The 20,461-nt window shown below is 36.4% G+C and carries 17 protein-coding genes; 5 read left to right on the top strand and 12 right to left on the bottom strand.

Translation table 11 applies throughout. The annotated features are described in order from the left end of the window. Nucleotides 1-122: 122 nt before the first annotated feature. Entirely contained in the window at nt 123-719 is a 597-nt protein-coding gene (gene ribA / locus H4J69_RS14005; protein ID WP_182216265.1) for a GTP cyclohydrolase II RibA, read from the bottom strand. A gap of 487 nt (nt 720-1,206) precedes the next feature. On the opposite strand from ribA, the gene H4J69_RS14010 reads away from it, so the two are divergent. The 5 genes from H4J69_RS14010 (at nt 1,207) to H4J69_RS14030 (ending at nt 7,280) form a co-directional block, all read left to right on the top strand. Then, nucleotides 1,207-3,276 carry an MFS transporter gene (locus H4J69_RS14010; protein ID WP_220467899.1) on the top strand — a complete coding sequence of 690 codons (2,070 nt, stop codon included), beginning with the start codon at nt 1,207-1,209 and terminating at the stop codon, nt 3,274-3,276. A 671-nt stretch (nt 3,277-3,947) separates the two neighbouring features. Next, nucleotides 3,948-4,322, top strand: coding sequence for a BlaI/MecI/CopY family transcriptional regulator (locus H4J69_RS14015; protein WP_182175629.1), 375 nt, complete (start codon nt 3,948-3,950; stop codon nt 4,320-4,322). Beyond that, the gene (locus tag H4J69_RS14020; protein ID WP_182244879.1) at nt 4,315-5,550 is read left to right on the top strand and encodes a M56 family metallopeptidase; all 1,236 of its coding nucleotides are present in this window, start codon (nt 4,315-4,317) and stop codon (nt 5,548-5,550) included. Before H4J69_RS14015 ends, H4J69_RS14020 begins: the two co-directional genes overlap by 8 nt. 182 nt (nt 5,551-5,732) lie before the next feature. Further along, nucleotides 5,733-6,335 (top strand): TetR/AcrR family transcriptional regulator, encoded by a 603-nt coding sequence (locus H4J69_RS14025; protein WP_182244878.1) that lies wholly within the window; start codon nt 5,733-5,735, stop codon nt 6,333-6,335. Nucleotides 6,336-6,725: 390 nt separating this feature from the next. After that, entirely contained in the window at nt 6,726-7,280 is a 555-nt protein-coding gene (locus H4J69_RS14030; protein ID WP_182244877.1) for a carboxymuconolactone decarboxylase family protein, read from the top strand. Nucleotides 7,281-7,385: 105 nt separating this feature from the next. Here H4J69_RS14030 and H4J69_RS14035 read toward each other — a convergent pair whose 3' ends face one another. The 11 genes from H4J69_RS14035 to H4J69_RS14085 form a co-directional block, all read right to left on the bottom strand. Beyond that, on the bottom strand, nt 7,386-9,215 hold the full coding sequence (locus tag H4J69_RS14035; RefSeq protein ID WP_182244876.1) for a monovalent cation:proton antiporter-2 (CPA2) family protein: 1,830 nt from the start codon (nt 9,213-9,215) through the stop codon (nt 7,386-7,388). Nucleotides 9,216-9,789: 574 nt separating this feature from the next. After that, nucleotides 9,790-11,835 (bottom strand): response regulator, encoded by a 2,046-nt coding sequence (locus tag H4J69_RS14040; RefSeq protein ID WP_182244875.1) that lies wholly within the window; start codon nt 11,833-11,835, stop codon nt 9,790-9,792. Nucleotides 11,836-11,842: 7 nt separating this feature from the next. Beyond that, the gene (locus tag H4J69_RS14045) at nt 11,843-12,466 is read right to left on the bottom strand and encodes a chemotaxis protein CheX (RefSeq protein WP_182216252.1); all 624 of its coding nucleotides are present in this window, start codon (nt 12,464-12,466) and stop codon (nt 11,843-11,845) included. 8 nt (nt 12,467-12,474) lie between these two features. Beyond that, a complete protein-coding gene (locus H4J69_RS14050; protein WP_182216250.1) occupies nt 12,475-12,831 on the bottom strand; it encodes a response regulator in 357 nt (118 codons plus the stop codon). Between the two features lie 31 nt (nt 12,832-12,862). After that, entirely contained in the window at nt 12,863-13,441 is a 579-nt protein-coding gene (locus tag H4J69_RS14055; RefSeq protein ID WP_182244874.1) for a hypothetical protein, read from the bottom strand. 230 nt (nt 13,442-13,671) lie between these two features. Continuing rightward, the gene (locus tag H4J69_RS14060) at nt 13,672-14,508 is read right to left on the bottom strand and encodes a bifunctional allantoicase/(S)-ureidoglycine aminohydrolase (RefSeq protein ID WP_182216246.1); all 837 of its coding nucleotides are present in this window, start codon (nt 14,506-14,508) and stop codon (nt 13,672-13,674) included. Then, a complete protein-coding gene (locus H4J69_RS14065; protein ID WP_182244873.1) occupies nt 14,498-16,696 on the bottom strand; it encodes a malate synthase G in 2,199 nt (732 codons plus the stop codon). Before H4J69_RS14065 ends, H4J69_RS14060 begins: the two co-directional genes overlap by 11 nt. A gap of 896 nt (nt 16,697-17,592) precedes the next feature. After that, entirely contained in the window at nt 17,593-18,513 is a 921-nt protein-coding gene (gene puuE / locus H4J69_RS14070) for an allantoinase PuuE (protein WP_404842411.1), read from the bottom strand. Nucleotides 18,514-18,541: 28 nt separating this feature from the next. After that, nucleotides 18,542-18,715 (bottom strand): ureidoglycolate lyase, encoded by a 174-nt coding sequence (locus H4J69_RS14075; protein WP_182244872.1) that lies wholly within the window; start codon nt 18,713-18,715, stop codon nt 18,542-18,544. Between the two features lie 24 nt (nt 18,716-18,739). Next, entirely contained in the window at nt 18,740-19,024 is a 285-nt protein-coding gene (locus H4J69_RS14080; RefSeq protein WP_182251975.1) for a hypothetical protein, read from the bottom strand. A 73-nt stretch (nt 19,025-19,097) separates the two neighbouring features. Next, nucleotides 19,098-20,300 carry a urate hydroxylase PuuD gene (locus H4J69_RS14085; protein ID WP_259367759.1) on the bottom strand — a complete coding sequence of 401 codons (1,203 nt, stop codon included), beginning with the start codon at nt 20,298-20,300 and terminating at the stop codon, nt 19,098-19,100. Nucleotides 20,301-20,461: the final 161 nt, after the last annotated feature.

Consider the following 20,461-nt stretch of genomic DNA (forward strand, 5'->3'; position numbering starts at 1 on the left):
CTACTTAAAAGTGATTTAGTCCATCGACTGCTTAAGCATTTAATACAATGCTTTAGAGAAAAATCCAACTGGTACATAAGTACCGTTGGACTTTTATAGGTTTGGAATTAAAGATTAACTATTTAATCAATTTTTAAATCATGCTTACCGTGATTTTTTTTGGTGCGTAAATAATTGTTATTATCATCTTTTAAATGCAAACTCGTATTCACTTGTTCGACAATATTAAAATAATCTTTTAAGGCATTTATCTTTTTAGGATTATTAGTGATCAAACGTAAATCTGTAACGGCTAAGGCTTGCAGCATAGTCACTGCATCTTCAAAACTACGGGCATCTTCTGCAAAACCTAAGTGCTTATTAGCTTGATAGGTATCCATGCCTTGGCTTTGTAATACGTAGGCATCTAATTTATTGTATAAACCAATGCCACGACCTTCTTGGCGAAGATAAAGAATAATTCCGCCCTGCTCTTTCATCAAGTTGATAGTTTCATCTAACTGCTCACCGCAATCACAACGTGAAGAGTGGAATACATCGCCCGTTAAACATTCCGAATGCATACGAACTAGTGGTGCTTGCTGATTTTTATCGGCCTGTTGAAAAATTAACGCTATGTGCTCATGGTTTTCATCAAACATTGTAAAGGTCGCGATTTCTGCGTCGATATCACTGTGTAATCCAACTTTTAGATTAATTCTTGCACGTATTTTATTCATGGGTTTCTTTATTAAATTAGCAAAGGCGCTGTTATTAGCCCCTTAAATATTACCACTCGTTACATTCATATTGAGATATTTATCTAGCTTTCAAGTGTTAATCAACTTTTTGGCTTAAATAGTCCACTCTGTTAGAAATTCACTGCGTATATTAACAATAATCGATTAATACGGCTAATAGGTTAACCTTGAGATACATTTACTACAACGAAGTGTATAAGTCATTAGTGCTGTTAAATATTGAGATAACCGTGGGATTTAAAAGGTAACGATTGAATTTTGAACGAACAGACTAACTTTAGTCATCTGTTTTTCTTATTCCACTGTAAACCCTAATATGCGCTTGGTATACTAAGTGTCTGTGAGTTGCTTTGAAGTAACATCAATAATTTATAGTTGAACGTCATATTATTTAATTTTAAATAATATGACGCTCATTCAAACCGTTAAAGCGTTCCGCTAATAGATAAGAGTATTCCTTGTGATAATGACCCTCAGACCCTTTATTTTAGTATTAATAAGTGGCTTCTTGTTAATGCTAGGTTATGGACTCAGTAATATTTTATTGCCTGTGCGCATGCAGAGCGATGGAATGAGCATGAACAATATTGGTTTAGTGTTATCGATGTTGTCTGTGGGGTTTTTGTTGGGTGCATATTATAGCCGTATGTTATTACAACGTGTTGGGCACATAAGAATATTCGCGATGTGTGGTAGCTTAACTTCCGTCGCTATTTTACTTTCAGGCCTGTATCCAGAACCATTAATGCTTGCGTGTATGAGAATTGTCACTGGCTTTTGTATTGTTTGTACCAATGCCACACTTGATAGTTGGTTAAGCCACAGCGCCACAGAAAAAAATAGAGGACGCATACTATCAATTAATCAGATGATGATAATGACGGCACTATTTTCTGGTCAGTTTTTATTAAATGTCGCTCCTATTGATGACATTACTTTATTTGTTATCTGCGGTATTTTATTTAGCTTGTCTATCACACCTATCGTTATTAGTAAGCAACAAGGTCCACAAATTGAAGACAGTCAATCAATGTCTTTAATGACTGTTTTTAAGTTATCTCCTTTAGGTGTGGTTAGTTGTTTTTACTGTGGAGTCCTCTATGCGGCTTTGATTAATATGCTGCCTATTTTTGCCAGTAACAACGGTATTGCCGGCTTAGATTTATCCATCTTTATGGGCACAGCCATTTCTGGGGCGATCATTTTACAGTTCCCTATCGCCTACTTATCAGATCACTTTGACCGTCGAAAAGTTATGCTCTGTATGGTCGCAACACTCATTGTATTATGTTTATTAGTGCCTTTTCTTATTTCCTCAGATTTGTTCAAACTCACCTTGTTAGCCGTAGCGCTGATTACGGGATTAGTTGCCTGCCTTTATCCAATGAGTATGTCAGAGACTTTTGATAAAGTATTAAAAGAACAAATTTTATCTGCAATGAGTTCGTTATTATTAATCTATGCATTGGGCAGCATTTTAGGCCCCTACCTAGCTTCTATGGTAATGGATACTTTCGGTAGCAGTGCCTTATTTAGTTTTATGAATATCGTTGCGATAACACTGTTACTGTTTATCAGTATTCGAATGAAACTAAGAAAAGCGTTACCGCTTGATGAACAAGAAAGCTTTGTTATGCAAACACCCAGCGGTGTAGTATCGGAACTCGATCCTCGTACACAATATGCAGAGGCACAATTTGAAACAACGCCAGAAGTAGAAGTTGCCATTAGCCTTGCAAGTAAAAACCCATCAGCGGCTGTTAACATGGTTAAAGCGCTAGTGCTTCGAGACCCCAAAAACGCCTCAAATTTAGCCGCAGCATTAAGTACCATAGACGCGATAGATATTAGTAAACTTTATGCGGCAATAACCTCGGCAGCACCACAAATGAGTATTCATATTGCTCAAGCATTAACAAATGCTTGCCCTGAGAAAGCCAATCAATTAGTTGATTGGATAACCTCTGAGTACCCTGACCAATTCACTAATATCATTGTTGCTATTGCGAATACAATGCCTGACGACGGTATTAATGTCATGGAACTCGCCGCTGAAAACATGGCAGAAGACTACCCCAGTGAACTTCTAGAGATGACCAAAGAATACATGACAAATTTATCAGATTCTTTAGATGCAATGCGACCGATAGATAGAATCGCCGCGGTCTCAGAAAATACAGCAACTGAGCTTTATAATCGATTAACAGATGTTGCTCCTGATCAATCAGCAGAGCTTGCCTTTACGGTATCAGATTCGCTACCTGAATCATCAAGTGATGTTGCTGAAGCCTATGTCCAAAATTTAATCGACAGTGAACAAGCTGGCTCAACACAGACCTCAGAAAACATTGAAAATGCTGCCAATAACTATGTTAACCATATGGTTGAAAGTATTCCTGAACATGCAGTAGAAATTGCCGGTACCTTTGTCGATTCTTTCCCCGAGGTTGCATCGGATATGCTTGAAATATTGCAAGAATCAGATGATATTGAAGACAGCGAGTTAACCACTTCTATTGATAAAAAACCCTCGTAAGGTTTTATAAATCGGCAGTAACAATTACGCTATAACTCAAAACCTCTAATATCAGTAAAAGTAATTGGCCTAGAATGAAAATTGTTGACGTTAGCAATATAAGAATTAATGATAATTTTGTCTACTAAGCGAAAACTAGACGTTATTATTTTAACGTCAACAACTCTGACATTGTTGGCATTAGGAAATTCACTAAGCTTTATTATGTAATAATATTTTTACTAGATAACTAGTTACAACTGAAAACCCATTGGTATTATCAAATTATACAGATAAATATAACGACCTAGCATGACCCTTTTTTTAAACCAACCCTAGCTACAAAGAATAAGTATCAATGTTCTATTTATACAAACCTTATATCCAATCAGTATTTTAAGTTAAATAAGCGCCTAAAAATAACAACACTTTAGTTATTTTTATTCTGTGTTATAAATTGACTTACCATGGCTGATATCGTCCAACTTTGCTTAACTTCTAGGTATTTATCTATCTCAGTCGAGAAAAAGTGACTGTAAAATACAGCAAATATCTAAGGGGATTTTACTCTCTACTAAAACATGTAGACCAGGTTACCAGTAAATATATAAATACCTTTAACACCTCGATACTTGACAGCTGTGATTACAAGTGTAATATCAACGCATCGATTACAACTGTAATATTAAAATATGTCTGAAATTACTAATACAGAATTTGAAGTTTTAGAAGCTTTGTGGGCTCAACACCCTGCTACAGCAAATAGCATTATTGAACAACTTAATAAACATAAGCCCTGGCACGATAAAACAGTAAAAACCCTGATAAATCGTCTGGTAAAAAAAGAAGCGATAGGTTTTGAAAAGCAAGAACGCCATTATCTTTATTTTCCGTTACTTGAACGAGATGCTTATACGGAAGTTCAAAGCCAAAGTTTTATCGAACGGTTATTCAGAGGAAGAGTATCGCCATTAGTTGCTGGTTTTGCTAAAAAAAACAATTTGAAGAAAGAAGATATTGATGAATTAAAGCTTCTCATTACAAAATGGGAGCAAGACAATGATTGATAACCTTTTAACTTTATTACTGCCCTTAACATTGTTGCTAACTATATTGTTAGTTGGTCATAAATGGCTAATACATTATTTAGGCGCTAGTAATACCTATTTACTATGGTTAATAGTGCCCTTAGGGCTTGTGATATATTGTTTACCACTCCCTTGGCAGCAGAGTAGCCTATCAAAAATAATTGAAATAAAACGTTACTTGATAACTCCAACTGATGAACTTAAACAAAGCCTCTCTATGTCTTGGGCTCTCTATATTTGGCTAATTATTGTGGCTGCCATGATAACTTATGGCTTGTTAACTTATCATATATTTAACAAGCACCTTCAGCTCACCGCTATTAATAAGTCTATGGTGCCATTAGTGTTACCCCCAAATATATTGCTCTACCAAAGTACAGGTACTTATAGCCCGATGTTGGTGGGTTTGGTACGGCAAAAACTTATTATTCCAGAAGATTTTTTTGAGCTTTACAGTACCGAGCAACAAAAACTAATTCTTGAACATGAAATTTGTCATTTTGATCGAAATGACATTTATTGGAACCTAATTGCGCTGACTTGCTTAACGTTGTTTTGGTTTCACCCTCTTGCTTGGCTCGGCTATTTTAGGTTTCGTCAAGATCAAGAACTCTCCTGTGATCAACTCGTTCTGGCGCGCAAACCAAAAGAGAGCAGGATTAACTATAGTAAAGCGCTGTTAGTGGCGGCTCAGTCGACACCTTCATTAGCATTTGCTCAACTATCATTTAAGAAATATGGAGATAAAAAAATGATGTTAGAACGAATTAACAATTTAAAAACTCGTCCAAAAAGCTCTAAATTAATACTGGCTACCGTAATATTTACCACCGTTACTCTGCTCTCAGGATTAAGTTACGCAGGAAACCAACAGGAAAGTCTTGGAGATAAAGTCTCAAAGTCAGTTGAGCTTAAGCCTATTCAGCGTGTTAATCCTAGCTATCCTGAACAAGCAGCAAAAGACAATATAGAAGGTTCAGTAGTACTAAGGTTTGATATAATGACAAATGGTGCGGTTGAAAATGTAGCGGTCGTAAATTCAAAGCCTGCCGGTGTATTTGACCAAGCAGCCTTAACGGCATTAAAGCAATGGAAATACTCTGTCAGTGACCACACGTTAAAAAATGCGTTAGTTCAATTAGATTTTTCAATGAATAAAGATACAAAACATGAAAGCTTAATTGAGCGTATTCAGATAACTAAGTAAAGTTAGCGTAATATTTTAAAAAGGTTACCTAGGTAGCCTTTTTACATTTAAATTAGTATACCCGATCGTAGAATTAATCACTTTTGCTGTAAATCTTTCCATAACCTTATCCATTTTTTGCTACTTGAATGCGCCTGTACCGTTAGGTACAATGAGTTGAGTTAAATTTACAGGCTAATATTGTGATAAAAGGTAAAAGAAGATCCTTCGATGAGACTACCGCATTAAATGCTGCGATGAATGTTTTTTGGCAAAAAGGTTATGTTGGCGCATCACTCACCGATTTAACAAAAGAGATGGGGATTAACAAGCCAAGTATGTACAGTGCTTTTGGTAACAAAGAAGCCTTATTTGTTAAAGCCACACAGTGCTATATTGATACTAAAATGAAACCTCATATGGCGTTATTATTTGCACCTGATATTTCCCTAAAAAATCGTTTGAAAAATCATATGATGTCAATTGTAACTATGCAGTGCAGCGATGAGCAAGCAAAAGGATGCTACTTAGTTTTATGTCAATCAGAACTGGTCAGTGGTGATATTCCTGAGCAAGCAAAATTGATACTCAAAGATGCTGAAGTGATTCCTAAACAATTATATGTCGATTTTTTTAATCAAGACTTAGAGGCTATCGCTTTAGGGCTAAATAAAAATGCCGACGCAAACAGTTTAAGCGTATATACGCTTTTAAAAGGCACTGCCTCTATGGCTCGTTCTGGTGTACCTAAATCACAACTAGAATATACTGTAGATAGTATGCTTAAAGGTATCGGCGTTAACTAAAGAGATCACTCTTTTTAAAAACGAAATATCAAGGCTATACACAACCAACAATAATGCGTTATTTACCATTATTTGTCTGGCATTTAAAGTTTTACCTTCCCCCAATAAGGCACGATAAGACTTTCAGTTCACTTTTAATTACCCTTTCGTTAATCAGCATACATAAACACGTTGTTTACTCTTTAACATGACCTAAACCTCTAGACCTTTAAATAGATAAAATTTATTTCATTAATTACGATTGACTTTAATGTACCGATCGGTACAATACGGAAATCAAGATATACCGATCGGTACATTTTTTAAATAAGCACCATAGACGTGAAGTACTTATTCACCGTGAATTTTTAATCTGATCAATAAAATTAAATTAATGATAAGGAAAGTAAAATGACAACTTTAACAATACATACGATTGAATCTGCTCCACAAGCAAGTAAAACACTTTTAGAAGGCTCAGTTAAAGCTTTTGGCATGTTACCAAATTTACATGGTGTACTCGCTAGCTCACCACAACTTCTTGAAGCATATCAAAAACTTCATGAGCTATTTACAAATACCTCATTTGATGCAGAAGAATTAACTGTTGTTTGGCAAACAATAAATGTTGAGCACGGCTGTAATTACTGTGTACCAGCACACACGGCTATTGCTCATTCAATGAAAGTTGATGCTGCAATAACTGAGGCTTTGCGTAATCAATCACCAATGCCAAACGCGAAGTTACAAGCACTTCAAGATATGACCTTGATTATTGTTCGTAATCGCGGACACGTTAGCGATACAGAATTAGCCAGTTTCAAAGAAGCTGGGTATGGCGAACAGCAAATATTAGAAATAATATTAGGCCTGTCTCAAAAAGTCATCAGTAACTATACTAATCACATTGCGAGTACGCCAACAGACGCACCATTCAAAGCATTTGCATGGCAGAAAAATGCATAAGTAGCGCTGGGGGAATAGCTAAGTTAATTATCTTACTGACCATTCCCCAAAAATAAATGCTAAATACGTTAATAACGTGCTAATAACATCGAGTTATTAGCACTTTTATTGGTTGTTTTTTTGACGAGTTTTTAGTTTATTTTGCTCAATTTTATCGTTTTGTAATACTTGTTGTAAATCTTCACTACGTTGTTTAACCGCTACCCCATAACTTTTATCATCACCCCATTTATCAGCCAAAATTGTCATTGACTCAGTGTCATGTTCGGCAAAAAGTTCTCCTGCTCTAGCGGATTCAACCGGATCGTTGCCAAGTAACACCAATGCTTCAATACCAAAATTAACGGCAGAGTCAAAAGTTTCTCGTTTAAGACTTGTTACCCCAAGCTGCATAATTTGATAAGCGTGTCGTCGGTCAACAGCGCGTGCCAGAATTTTTAAATGCGGATAGTGCTTATGAGCCAGTTTAATAATATCTAATGTTTTATCGGGCTCGTCTACAGCAATAACCAGCATTTTTGCATCTTGGGCCCCTGCAGCTTCTAATAAATCTTGTCGAGCGGCATCACCATAAAAAACTTTATTACCAAAACGTCTGAGTAAGTCTATTTGGCTGGCACTGTGATCAAGAATCGACAAATGATAGCCTTGAGCCGTTAACAAACGTCCTATAATTTGGCCAAAACGTCCATAACCAGCAACAATGACATTTTTTGTGGGTTCGAGGTCTTTTATCGCATCAAATTCAGGTGTGGCAGAAGTTTTTCTCGCCAATGCCTTCTCATATAGAATCAACAATAATGGTGCACAAAGCATTGATATAGCAACGATAAGTGTAATTAACTTAGTCTGTTCTGGTGTGGTAATAAGTAGATTAGTTGTTAATGAAAGTAAAACAAAAGCAAATTCACCTCCTTGTGCTAAAGCTAAAGTGAACAGTATCTTTTGACTGCCTTTCATCTTAAAAAAATGTGCCAACACAAAAAGAACCAGTGCTTTAATCGTTATAAGGGCTAATACCGTTAGCGTAACGAAGGTAATTTTATCAAAAAGAAGAGGAAAGTCTATCGAAGCACCTACGGTTATAAAGAATAAACCAAGCAATAATCCTTTAAAGGGTTCAATATCAGCCTCTAATTCATGCCTAAACTCGCTTTCAGCTAGTACAACACCCGCTAAGAATGTACCTAACGCAGGAGACAAACCTATTTTTTCCATAATCAGTGCAATGGCAATAACTAATAGTAATGCCGCAATGGTAAAAATTTCACGTAACCTTGTTTCAGCAATGTAACGAAATAATGGCGATGAGATGTATTTGCCCGCTAAAATAATGGCTGCAATAACTGCAAGAGAAATCCCCACTTGACCGTAAACGGGTAAGTGAGCAATCAAACTATGGCCAGAAGACTTTGCTGCACTTAAGTCTTGAAAGGCAAGGAGTGGTAATATCGCAAGAATAGGGATTACCGCAATATCTTGGAACAGGAGTACCGAAAAAGCATTTTGCCCCGCGTCTTGCTTGATCCAACCCTTCTCTGTCAATGTCTGCAAAACAATCGCCGTTGAAGACAATGCCAACATCAACCCTATTGCTAACGATGTTTGCCAAGGCAAACTGAATAGATAAAAACAAAGTGCAAAAATAAGCGTGGTTGTTGCTATAACTTGTAAACCGCCTAGGCCTAGAATAGAGTGACGCAATTTCCATAGTCTGGCCGGTTGTAATTCTAGGCCAACTAAAAATAGCATCATCACAACACCAAACTCTGCAAAATGCATAACACTGGTTTGATCGCCAACCAAGCCGAGTAAGTTAGGGCTAATTAAAATTCCCGCTAACAGATAACCTAAAACAGAACCTAAGCCGAGTCTCTTTGCCACTGGCACTGCAACAAGTGCTGCAACTAAGTATATAACCGCTATTTCTAACATCTTTACATGTACTCCTTTCACTAGGGCGTTATTGAATAGTTAAAGTTGAGGATTAGTCGCCTAAGTTAGGCGTATTTTATCAATATTTTAAAGCTGATGCGATAGTCTAGTGCAGAGTTATAGGCGAGAAGTAAAATGGTCACCTGAAGTTTAACGATGACGATAACAGCACTAATAGTGTAAATAACGATTGTATGACATCACCATAGTAACTTATCCTTCAGTTTCGACTAGAGAGACTAAAGTTGCCCGCTTATCAAAAAAAACACTGCATTATGTGAAGGAATTCAAGCGTCAATAATGCAAATATGATCATATATATACCGTTAGCAACGTTATTAGACAATGTTGCTCGGCATATATTGGTTTACTTCATGGTGAAGCTCTTGTATCGCACTAACAGTAACATTTAGTTTTACTGCTAATGTTGTTTTTGATAGTGCTCAGATAAAATAAGTAATGAGCGATGATAATTAATTTTAGCGATACTTTAAAAAGTTAATGTATTGAAAAAGTGGCCATGCTTTTATTTTTCTGTTTTATTAGCAAGAAAATCACTACTTGGTTACTAAAATTAATTAAGTTTGTTCAACCAGTAACTAATTTTCTCTTCCAACAGTTTAGGGTTTATCGGTTTAGAAATATAATCATTCATACCCGATGCTAAGCATTTTTCTTTATCACCCTTCATAGTATTTGCCGTCATTGCAATAATAGGGATAGTCGAGAACAAGACACTATCCATATTATTTCTTATATGTTCAGTGGCTTGATAGCCATCCATTTCTGGCATTTGGCAATCCATTAAAATAAGATCATAAGGATGTTCTGGATCTTTCTTCTCTAAGATATCAATTGCATTTAGACCATTGACTGCAATATCAATAGAATAATCAAACTTTCTTAATATACCTAAAGCGACTTGTTGGTTAATTCGGTTGTCTTCAACTAACAATATTTTTGCTTTAGTGGTCTGACTTTTATTCTCTAACATATTACTTCCAAGGCTAGCTGAAACGCCAGCCGTATTTTTTAATATCTGTGTCTTGTTAAGCGTATCATCTAAGATATTAAGTAACTCATCAATGACCACAGGTTTTAATAAATAATCTGAAAATCCTGACGTTGATGACAAAGGACCTTTAACAATCTGATCCATTGAAGTTAACATCACTATTTTAAGCTTATCAAGTGACTTAATTTTTCTAATCTCAGCGCTTAACTCACTACCTGACATGCTCGGCATTTGCATATCAATAATAGCCATAGCAAAATAATGGCTATCGTATTGCTTCAATATAGCCAATGCCTTACTACCACTGTCAGCTTGAATAACTTCAGCCCCCAAAAGACCCAGTTGTTTGCTAAGCACGGCAAGATGAGTAAGATTATCATCAGTAACTAAAATGTTAATTCCATTTAAATGAGTACCTAACTGAGTTTGCACTTCTTCTGTGCTAGGTTTTAATTGGATATTAAAACTAAATTCGCTGCCTTGACCCAAGACACTACTAACAGTAATGCCTCCCCCCATTAATTCACATAATTGCTTTACAATAGACAAGCCTAAACCTGTGCCACCATACTCTCGTGTTGTCGATACATCGACTTGGGTGAACACATCAAAAAGTATTGAACATTTATCCGCTGGTATACCTATTCCTGTATCTATGACACTGATATGTAGTTTTATATCTCCATTGTCATTTAAAACTGTCTTTGCTTTAATAACAATTTCACCCGTGGGGGTAAACTTTATTGCATTGCCAACTAAGTTAGTAATGATTTGTCTTAATCTACCAGGATCACCGATGACCATTTGATGACCAACATCGGTGACATCAAGAATAATCTCTAATTTTTTATCTTTGCTATTCATCGATAAAGACTGAACCAAATCGCCTAAATTTCTTAAAAGGTCAAAAGTAATCAATTCAACTTCAAGTTTACCTGCTTCTATTTTTGAAAAATCTAGAATGTCGTTTAGGATATGAAGCAAGGTATCGGCACTTGAATGTGCTAGTCGAGTAAAATGAGCTTGTTCTTGACTTTGCTTGGTCGTTGATAATAAATTTAGCATGCCTAAAACACCATTCATTGGCGTTCTAATTTCATGACTCATATTAGCCAAAAACTGTGACTTAGTCCGATTGGCTAATTCAGCTTTTAATTGTTGTTTCTTATTTTCATCGGCTAAACTTTTCAGCATCAATTCTTTTTTAACTGAACTAGACACATCTTGGATCAGAATTTCACATAAGCGTTCATTCGGGGAAGTATTGATGCTTTTAATCGATATTTGCTGCTGTATACGGTAATCGTTATCACCAACATGGCTTTTATGGAATAACGCTAAAGGTTTAGGATTAAAAGTATTAGAGAGTTTAGTGGGCAATCCTAACGTTAATGCTTCATTGCATGCATCACTTAAGCGAGAATAGTTAAACCCCTCTAGAATATCACCAAGTTTACAGCCAACACCTTTATCATCGACTATAACAGAATGATCTTTTATCCACTGATTATAAAAAACAACCTGATGGTTTTCATCAATAATGATAATACCAAGAGAAAGATCATTCACAGAACTAAACAATATATCTTTTGTTAAATTATTCATAGCAGAGCTAAGCTTCAATTTTGTTAGTAATGCCAAAAACAAATTTTCTCACAGATTCTTGAAAAATCTCTAATGAGGTAATATCCATAATAAAAGAGATAAAACCTTCAATATTATCATCGGGTAAAGAGAACTTAACTTTTATATATAATGACCAATCATTTTCGCTGCTATACACATAAACTTTATTAATATCCCCTTGTATAAACTCTGGCATTTCAATTTTTATTGAGGATTTAAGAAAGTTAATAACCGTTCCAAAACAAGCATTTAAAATAACATTGCCTATTTCTACTAAAGAATCTTGCTCAAGATCAGACAAAGCCTCGGGTGGAAACTTATTACCAAGTAAAGTACTAACTAATTGCAAACCACTTTCTTTGCTAAACATAAGTAATGCTTGGCCTTTAAAGTCACCTTCAAATCGTTGAATTACAGCACTGATTTCTGTATCACTAGCAAAATTCAATTTAGATTTGGCTATTTTGTTAGAGACGATTTCGACTTTTGGGATAGTTAAATCAACCGGTTGAGATACCATTTTATTCAGAGAGTTGGCCGCTCTACCAATACCGATGTTAAATATTTCGGTGAGGGCATCAATTTCAAGTGGAGATAAATTATCCTTCATATGCTTCCCTAACTATTTAAAAAATGGCTAATGAGTTCTTCGGTAATCGGTTTAATTAAAAAAACAACACCTGCTTGCTCAGCCTGTTGTTTTATGTCATCTTGGATATTTGCGGTTAACAAAGCGCGCTTAGGAATTGAAATTAGCTTATCTAATGCAAAGATTAATTCAATACCTGTCATACCAGGCATATTATAATCAAAAATCGCAATATCAATTTTACTTTCCGCCGTTAATTGGCTCAAGCACTGCTCTCCACCTCCAGCTTCAATGATGTCGACTCCAGGTATATAAGATTTAACAATTTCTTTAAGCATCATTCGAGAAACAATACTATCGTCGACAATTAATACAACTTTACTCATTTAAATACCCAATTATTTTTAATAACCTGCCTCATAAAAGCATATAAACGAATGGGTTTATTTGCAAGCTAATATATTGAAATATAATTAGTAATTTGAGCAAGGTATAAAAAGAAGCTGTGACTTTCAAAACATAGGCTTTAATGGGAGTGTTTTGGTTAGAGCCAAGGAGCCTAAAGGGAACGTTAAAAGCATGTAAGTCGACGTTAAAAATGTGGGGTGCGATTAAATACACTTCTGTAATGCCGGTAACATAAGTTTTGGCTAGATGATAAATATTCGTGTTATCAAAGTTTATACTTGGCCTATAACTTTCAATAAAATTAACCTGATGTAAAAATATAAATCCGTCGCAAAAATGAGTAACAGCGAGTAACGTCTGTTTATGTTTTCTTACATGGGCGAGAATATTGATCATTACCGCTTCTTCTTTGCCTCGATCTAGTCCTTTGGTTGGCTTGTTTAAAATCAGCACCTTTTCTGGACGTAACAACAACAACGGTGCAATCTGTAATCGTTGTGCTTGGCCAACTAATAATCCTACACTTTTAGAGCCTAGCCAAGTATTAATACCAAACGATAAGCTATCAATAAATGAAGTTAGCTTCACTAATTGACATACCTCAAGCATTTCTTGGTAGCTAGCATCATGTTTTGCTGGCTTTATAGTTTTTTTTAAATGTTAGCAGCTAAGAGCCCTATTCCGCCTACAAGGATACCTTTAACAGAAATAGGTAAACCTCTTGTTAGCAAGGGGCTAAAGTAAAATATCCAACATTATTATCACATTCGATATTTTACTAAAAAGTACGTATAGAGTAACTATAAGCACAGAAGAGATTAACTTCTCGGACGTATAAATGGCATATGTCTATTTACATCTTTATATAATAAATATCTAAATGGACCTGGGCCACCGGCATAGCAAGATTGTGGACAAAAAGCACGTAACCACATAAAGTCACCCGCCTCTACTTCAACCCATTCACCGTTTAAATGATAAACAGCTTTACCTTCTAAAACATATAATCCATGTTCCATCACATGTGTTTCGTCAAAAGGGATCACGCCGCCTGGCTCAAAAGTTACAATGTTTACATGCATATCATGGCGCATATCTGATTGCTCAGTAAATCTTGTGGTTTTCCATACACCACCGGTATTAGGCATTTCAATAGCTTCAACTTCATGGTCACTGGTTACAAAAGCTTCTGGTGCATCTATGCCTTCAACGACTTGATAAGCTTTGCGGATCCAATGGAACTTTACATTTTCTAAACTATTATTTTTAAGTGTCCATTGAGCACCTGCAGGCAAATAAGCATACCCGCCTGATGTCATATGGTGATTTGTCCCTTCGATAGTAACATCCATTTCACCTTCAACAATAAAGAGTACACCTTCAGCATTTTCATCAAGTTCTGGTTTTTCAGAGCCGCCGTTTGGTGTTACTTCTACTATGTATTGAGAAAAAGTTTCTGAAAAGCCACTCAATGGACGAGCCAGCACCCACATCCTCATATTATTCCAAAAGGGTAAATAACTGATAACAATATCGGTTAACACACCTTTAGGAATAATTGCGTAAGCTTCGGTAAAAATAGCGCGATCAGAGATCAATTGTGTTTGTGGTGGTAATCCACCTGTAGGCGCATAATATGTACTTTTATTTGACATTTTCGTTTTTCCTTGTTGTTTGGGCTTCATTAAATTCTTTCCTGTAAGCATGAAGTAAAGGCTCGGTATAACCATTGGGCTGTGTTTTCCCTTTAAAGACAAGATCTAATGCTGCTTGAAAAGCTAAACTACTTGCAAAGTTAGCAGACATTGGCTGATATAAAGGGTCATGGGCATTTTGTTGATCAACAATAACCGCCATTTTTTCTAAGGAAGACCTCACTTCAGACTCAGATAAGATACCGTGTGCTAGCCAGTTACAAATGTGCTGACTAGAAATTCTTAATGTCGCTCTATCTTCCATTAAGCCAACATTGTTAATGTCAGGGACTTTTGAAGCGCCCATGCCTAAATCAACCCAACGAACTACGTAACCCAATAGACCTTGGGCATTGTTATTAAGCTCTTTTTCAATCGTCTCTTTACCCAATTGCTCAGGTTTTTTTAATAAGGGTACTGTTAATATATCATTTAAACGAGCACGAGATCTTTGCGCAACCCTACTCTGTACCTCAAATACATTCACTTGATGGTAATGTATAGCATGTAAGGTAGCCGCGGTTGGTGATGGAACCCATGCCGTATTAGCACCTGATAAAGGATGAGCAATTTTCATTTTCATCATATTAGCCATTTCATCAGGAATAGCCCACATGCCTTTACCAATTTGTGCTTTACCGGAAAAACCGCAGGCTAAACCTATATCTACATTCCTATCTTCGTAGGCTTTAATCCAGGGTTGTGCTTTCATATCACCTTTTAACACCATGGGACCTAGTAGCATACTGGTATGTATTTCATCGCCCGTTCTATCTAAAAAACCAGTATTAATAAATACAACGCGATTTTTTACGGCTCTAATACACTCTTTCAGGTTGACTGTTGTGCGACGTTCTTCGTCCATTACCCCAATTTTAATGGTATATCTGACAAGATTTAAACCATCTTCAACAGCATTAAAGAGTTTATTAGCAAAAGCCACTTCATCAGGGCCATGCATTTTAGGCTTTACAATATAGACACTACCCTTTCTTGAGTTACGGTGAATACTATTTTTTTGTAAATCGTGTAAGGCTATTAAGGTGCTTATCATGGCATCCATGATGCCCTCTTGAATTTCGAAGCCCTCTTGATCTAGTATTGCAGCGTTAGTCATTAAGTGGCCAACATTTCGACAGAATAATAAACTGCGTCCTGGCAAATTCAAGTTACCACCGTTAAGGTCCTGATAAATTTTATCAGCTTTTAATACTCGCTGAGTTATTTTACCGGCTTTATCAATAGTTTCACTTAAGTCACCTTTCATTAGCCCTAACCAATTACGATAAACATGAATTTTTTCTTTGCCGTCTACTGCAACTACCGAATCTTCAAAGTCTTGTATTGTGGTTAATGCTGATTCTAAAATAATATCTTTTATATCTGCAGCGTCTGTTTTACCAATAGCTGAGCTTGCATCTATTTCTATCGCCACACGTAAATCATGATGGTTAAGTAAAACTGAACTGAGCTTATTCTTATCCCCCTGAAAGCCAATAAATTGTTCAGTATTTTTTAATAGTGAAGTACGACCATCAACTAAAGTGACTAAAAGCTTTTTATTGTCAATAGTATAAGCACATGACTGATGATGTGAGCCATTGACTAATGGAAAGTGATCATCTAAAAATTCACGGCCGTAAGCGACTACTTTTGCTGCTCTAACAGGATTATGCGTTGCTTTTTTCTCAGCGCCATCTTCACCACTAATGACATCAGTTCCATAAAGGGCATCGTATAAACTTCCCCAGCGAGCATTAGCGGCATTTAATGCAAATCTAGCGTTGGCGGCGGGAACAACAAGTTGTGGTCCAGCTTGTGAGCTTACTTCACTATCTACGTTGTTTGTGGTGATAAGAAAGTCATCACCCTCAGGGCTTAAATAGCTTATATCAAAAAGAAATTGTTTATATTCCTCAATATCAAAATTATCTTGATGCGCGAGATTCCAATCATCAAGTTGTTCCTGAAATTGAGTGCGTTTTACTAATAAGGCTCTATTCTCAGGCCCTAATTGATGAGTGATTGTTGATAAGGATTTCCAAAAATTATCAGCAGAGATGTTTAAGCCGAGTAAAACCTCTTCTTCTATGAATTTTACTAAATCAATATCTACTTTTAGCAAGTTTTTCTGTTGATATATTGTCATTTCCTTAACCACTTATTCCTTAATTATACTTTGATTGTTATGTTAATTATTTGTTGAGGTCTGCGCTGATAAGCGTCTTTATCTAAAGCTGCAATGCTGATGAATGTATACAAATTCACAACACCTGTCAATAAAGACAAGAGATTGTACACATAATTGTTGACAACCTACCTTTGAGTCAACTCTATTAACATCAAACAATATTTATGCTTAATAAAACACCTTAACAATCATCTCAAGATCACCTGAAATTTACCGAAAAGTTGACCTATAAAGCGAGTAATGTGTATAAAAAATCTAGAATAATCGTCCGTTTACTAACAGTGATAATCAATACTGACGGATGAACAAACGAGTGATTACTTGACGACACCAAGATTGAAGCTGGAGAATACGTTATCATGATCCATGTAGCAGACTACTTTGCAAATAAAGGTGAGCAACAAGATAAACCACCATTTTAAAATCGTATTCCAACCATCTTGGCATTTTGACGCTAGCGCAAATTATTATGTACCGTTAGCGCGAGTATGTTGGTAAGTTATTTTATGGGAGCAGGTATTTTGGGTGCGTTAACCATGCCTTTTTTAGCGGTTAGAAGAACAGAGTATCGTGGTTTTATTGCTAGTGTAATCTTTGTTTCAACTTACTTTTTTTGAGGGGGCATTATAATATTTTTACCCTATGCTCAATCTGTTAACAACAACAACACCAGTCAAACCTTTTCAATTAAGGCTCTTGGTGTTGTTGCAGTATCACTAGGTACTTGCTACTACTTATTCTGCTTTATGGTTTGCTAATCGTTTGTAATTGCAATAATTTTAGCTGCTTACTACTTATTCTGCTTTATGGTTTGCTAATTGTTTGTTATTGCAATAATTTTAGCTACTTACTACTTATTCTGCTTTATGGTTTGCTAACCAGTGCTCTGCAATATCTTGCCTTCTACACACCCAGACATCATTATATTTTCCAATATAATCTAGGAACTTAACCAGACTTGCAAAACGACCTGGTCGGCCAATAATGCGGCAATGCAAACCAATAGACATCATTTTTGGTGCATCAGCCCCTTCAGCATACAAGGTATCAAAAGTATCTTTTAAGTAACAATAAAACTGTTCACCTGAATTAAAACCTTGCGGACTAGCAAAACGCATATCATTGGCATCTAAACTATATGGGACAATTAAATGTGGCTTTTCTTTACCTTTTACATAATAAGGTAAATCATCAGCATAACTATCAGCATCATATAAAAAAGAGCCTTCTTCCATGACCAACTGTCGAGTATTTTCGCTCATGCGGCCAAGATACCAACCTTTAGGTTTTTGCCCTGTCATTTCTTTGTGAATAGCTATCGCTTTTTTTAAATGTTCACGCTCGGTTTCAATCGGTACATTTTGATAGTCTATCCACCTGTATCCATGACTCGCAATTTCCCAATCTGCTTTTAACATCGCTTCAACTGCTTCAGGGTTACGTTGCATCGCCATCGCGACACCAAAAACAGTTACAGGTAAGCCTCGCTGAGAAAATAAACGATGTAATCGCCAAAAACCTGCACGGCTGCCATATTCATAAAAAGACTCCATGTTCATATGTCGTTCGTTAACAAACGGTTGTGCGCCAATGATTTCTGATAGAAAAGTTTCCGAGGCATTATCACCATGTAAAATGCAATTCTCGGCTCCTTCTTCATAGTTGATCACAAATTGCACCGCCACTTTTGCCTTATTTGGCCAAGTAACCTTAGGTGCATGCTCTCCGTATCCTTTCATGTCTCGAGGGTAGTTATTCATATCTATTTTACTCATGCTAATGTCAACTCAATAGTTTCGTTTTCTAAAGTAAGTTCATTACAATGTTTGCCAGCACCGGCCCTATCAAAGACGAAAAAAGTCGGTCTTTTTCTGAAATTAAGGCCATGTGCCAAATTCCTGCATGAAAATTAATGTTTTGTTGTTCATGGGTTACAAAAACTTGTAAATTTGCACTAGAAACAGAGTCACCTGCCATTTTTATTATCTTGGAGATAACTTGTTAGAGGCGATACCTAGGAGCAAACTCGAGATGTGTACCACCTGTTGAATTTGCATCACTGACATGGGCTACATCGGCAAAAAAATAGCTATCATCCCACGCAAAGCCTGTTGCATTTGCAATAGTGAACGTTGCTTCATTGCCATCAATGCTTCGTTTATTATGTCCTGTGCCATATAAGCCTGCTACTTTAAATGTACTAAAAGTAGCAGCTTGTATTGTAGCCGAACTCAAACCAAGAAATAGAAACGAAGCAGCACTAATAACTGTGGTTATCATCTTCATTTCTCTTCTCGGTTTTTATTTTGTTGTAACTTTTTATTCCGTGATTATTTAGTTGTATAAAGTAAAGGTTACATTACTCTTTTGTTGTTTGACGTTGTTGATACCACAGAGCAATTAACTTCCGCTCTGAGTCAGTAATTTTGGTTAAGTTACCTATAGGCATAGCTTTAAGGACTACGGCTTGCTGATAAATTTGAGTGGCTTGCGCTTTAATTTGTTCAGGTGTGTCATAAATAAAGCCTTTAGGCGCAGCGGAAAAACCAGCTTGAGTAGGTTTGTCTGCATGACAAGATGAACAACGCTGTTGAATAATGGCTTGAACTTGAGAGAATTCTACAGGTGAGACTGTTGAATCAGTATTCGTCACGATTGACTTAGGCGCCATAGCCCAGATAACGACGACCATAATAACTACAGCAGTAACTAACGCTCCTGTTAGTGGTTTTCCTGGCGTGTGACGCGAAACAAAGAACACCCGTATTAAGGCACCTGCCATAGAAATACCCATTAATATTAACCAGTTATACTCATGGTTATAGGTCATGGCATAGTGGTTACTTATCATCACAAAGACAACAGGTAAGGTAAAGTAAGTGTTATGAACAGAACGCTGTTTGCCTGCTATTCCCGGGGCGGCGTCAACTTTCTCGCCTGCGATGAGCCTTTCGACCATTTTCTTTTGGCCAGGAATAATAACAAAGAATACGCTAGCTGCCATAATAGTACCTAACATGGCACCAAATGTCATAAAAGCGCCACGACCACTAAATATGTGTGTTAATGCATAAGCGGCGGCAGAGACAAGTGCAAAAATCACAACACCTAAAACTAAATCGTTTTTAGCTAAAGCAGATTTACATAAGAAATCGTAAATAATGTAGCCACCAAACATAAAGCCTAAGCTAATTGCAATGGCTGTGCTTTGCGATATATCAGCAACACTTGTATCAATAAGGTAAATATCAGCGCCATACCAGTAGACAATAGCCATCAAAAAGAAACCACTGATCCACGTTGTATATGCTTCCCATTTAGACCAATGAAGATTATCGTCTAAAGGTTGGTTTTTGGGACCCAACATGTATTTTTGCGAATGATAAAAACCACCACCGTGTACCGCCCATAACTCACCAAAAACACCATTTTGGGTGTCTGCAGGATTTTTAGGTGTATGTAATGAATTATCTAGCATAACAAAATAAAATGATGCGCCGATCCAAGCTATGCCGGTAATGATATGAAAACTTCGCACTAAAAAATTTAATACATCGAACAAATACGCTTCCAAATTTCTGACCCTTCTAAAGAATTTATATTGCATTTATAGCGCGGCTTAATTTGCCAACTTAACTATAGCTTAAGGCTTGTGTTGTGTAATTTACATTCATTACTAAACATCAACTTAGCATATGAAACAAAAACAACATTGTCAACAAT

It is taken from the genome of Colwellia sp. BRX10-9, assembly GCF_014077405.1.
Taxonomy (GTDB): domain Bacteria; phylum Pseudomonadota; class Gammaproteobacteria; order Enterobacterales; family Alteromonadaceae; genus Colwellia_A.

Excerpts from the sequence above, each read along its gene's own strand:
- ribA (WP_182216265.1), bottom strand. The coding sequence starts at position 719 with ATGAATAAAATACGTGCAAGAATTAATCTAAAAGTTGGATTACACAGT.
- H4J69_RS14010 (WP_220467899.1), top strand. The coding sequence starts at position 1,207 with ATGACCCTCAGACCCTTTATTTTAGTATTAATAAGTGGCTTCTTGTTA.
- H4J69_RS14015 (WP_182175629.1), top strand. The coding sequence starts at position 3,948 with ATGTCTGAAATTACTAATACAGAATTTGAAGTTTTAGAAGCTTTGTGG.
- H4J69_RS14020 (WP_182244879.1), top strand. The coding sequence starts at position 4,315 with ATGATTGATAACCTTTTAACTTTATTACTGCCCTTAACATTGTTGCTA.
- H4J69_RS14030 (WP_182244877.1), top strand. The coding sequence starts at position 6,726 with ATGACAACTTTAACAATACATACGATTGAATCTGCTCCACAAGCAAGT.
- H4J69_RS14035 (WP_182244876.1), bottom strand. The coding sequence starts at position 9,215 with ATGTTAGAAATAGCGGTTATATACTTAGTTGCAGCACTTGTTGCAGTG.
- H4J69_RS14040 (WP_182244875.1), bottom strand. The coding sequence starts at position 11,835 with ATGAATAATTTAACAAAAGATATATTGTTTAGTTCTGTGAATGATCTT.
- H4J69_RS14045 (WP_182216252.1), bottom strand. The coding sequence starts at position 12,466 with ATGAAGGATAATTTATCTCCACTTGAAATTGATGCCCTCACCGAAATA.
- H4J69_RS14050 (WP_182216250.1), bottom strand. The coding sequence starts at position 12,831 with ATGAGTAAAGTTGTATTAATTGTCGACGATAGTATTGTTTCTCGAATG.
- H4J69_RS14060 (WP_182216246.1), bottom strand. The coding sequence starts at position 14,508 with ATGTCAAATAAAAGTACATATTATGCGCCTACAGGTGGATTACCACCA.
- H4J69_RS14065 (WP_182244873.1), bottom strand. The coding sequence starts at position 16,696 with ATGACAATATATCAACAGAAAAACTTGCTAAAAGTAGATATTGATTTA.
- puuE (WP_404842411.1), bottom strand. The coding sequence starts at position 18,513 with ATGAGTAAAATAGATATGAATAACTACCCTCGAGACATGAAAGGATAC.
- H4J69_RS14075 (WP_182244872.1), bottom strand. The coding sequence starts at position 18,715 with ATGGCAGGTGACTCTGTTTCTAGTGCAAATTTACAAGTTTTTGTAACC.
- H4J69_RS14080 (WP_182251975.1), bottom strand. The coding sequence starts at position 19,024 with ATGAAGATGATAACCACAGTTATTAGTGCTGCTTCGTTTCTATTTCTT.